Genomic DNA, 1435 nt, shown 5'->3' on the forward strand with positions numbered 1-1435 from the left:
TCCAGCGCCGATGGTACTGCACTCGTGAGGGTGTGGGAGAGTAGGACACCGCCGGACAATCTTTCCGTCAGGGCCACCCCTTCAAAGGGGTGGCCCTGACGCGTTTCCCGGCTCGGTCACCTGAGGGCCACCCCGATCGGGGTGGCCCTCAGGTGTGTCTACCGCCGAGTCAACGGGACCCGGTCAGCCCGCACGGCGGAGGCGTCCGAGCATGCCGTTGAGGTCCTGGACGAAGAGCTCGTGGCGGAAGTAGTGCCCCCCGGGCACCTCGCGCCACTCGTGCGGGATCCCGGCCTGGCCGAGAGCCGCCCGGAACTCGCGCTGGCCGGCCAGCACCTGGGTCTCGTTCACGGTGTCGAACCAGTTCACCGGATCGGGTGAGGTGCCGGCGGCAAGGAAGATCCGCTTGTTGCGGTAGCTGCCGATGCGCTGCACCGGGTTGTCGGCGTTGACCCGGGCCTCGTCCCAGAACGGGGCGCCGTAGACGGTGCCGCCGCCCAGTTCGACCGCGGCCGCGCTCACGTTGGCCCAGTGCACGACGAGGCCGAAGTCCCGGCGCAGGCTGGCCGGCCCGGAGTGGGAGCTGACCGAGCAGAAGTGGCCGTAGTACTTCGCGGCGTACTTCAGGGCGCCGAACCCGCCCATCGAGAAGCCGGCGACCGCGCGGCCGTTGTACTCGGGGAAGGTGCGGAAGTTCTGCTCGATCCACGGCAGCAGCTGTGCGATGTGGAAGGTCTCCCAGTTGCGGGGCCCGGTGTTGCTGCTGACCGGGTTGGAGTACCACCCCGTCGCGGCGTCCGGCATGACGATGATGATTTCCCGGCCGGCGGTGAGGTTGATGATGTTGTCGTTCATGTGGAAGGCCCGGAAGTCGGCGTTCCCGCCGTGCAGCAGGTACAGCACCGGGTAGCGCTTGTTGCTGGTGTGGTAGCCGTCGGGCAGCAGGACGTTGACCCCGGGGTCCCACTCGATCGCGTCCGTGGCGAAGCGGTAGTACTGGAGGCGGCCACCGTTCTCGTTGCGGTCGACGATGCGCAGGCCGTACCCGTCGCCGGCGGCCTGGGCCGGGTGCGGCGCGGCGAACGTGCCGGCCAGCGCGCCGGCGGCAGCCACTCCCGCGGCACCGGTCAGGAGGCGCCGTCGGGTGAGGGGCCGCGCGCCATCAGGGGTGATCTCCATTGATTCTCCTCGGGTGAAGCCGTACGCGTGTTGCGACGGGATTGGTCACGTCCGCCGGGGCTTCGGCATCGGCACGTCTCGTGTCGCAGCCGGTGGGTGGGGTGCGTCAGGCCGGGGCGGTGGTGGGTTCAGAGGGTGGTTTCTTCGGGGAGGCCGAAGAAGTCGTGCCATTTGGTGGTGGGGGTGAAGGTGGTGCCGGTGGAGAGGGCTACGTGGACGTCGTTGGTGTTGTTTTTGGTGAAGACGATGATGTCGT

General features: G+C 68.6%; 1 protein-coding gene. It reads right to left on the reverse strand.

What is annotated here, in order from left to right; translation table 11 throughout:
• Window positions 1-183: 183 nt before the first annotated feature.
• Window positions 184-1179: an alpha/beta hydrolase gene (locus SNR22_RS29140; RefSeq protein ID WP_320069891.1), complete on the reverse strand. Its 996-nt coding sequence runs from the start codon at window positions 1177-1179 to the stop codon at window positions 184-186.
• Between the last annotated feature and the right edge of the window lie 256 nt (window positions 1180-1435).

The sequence above is a fragment of the Micromonospora sp. RTGN7 genome (assembly GCF_033804645.1).
Taxonomy (GTDB): domain Bacteria; phylum Actinomycetota; class Actinomycetes; order Mycobacteriales; family Micromonosporaceae; genus Micromonospora.

Excerpts from the sequence above, each read along its gene's own strand:
- SNR22_RS29140 (WP_320069891.1), bottom strand. The coding sequence starts at position 1,179 with ATGGAGATCACCCCTGATGGCGCGCGGCCCCTCACCCGACGGCGCCTC.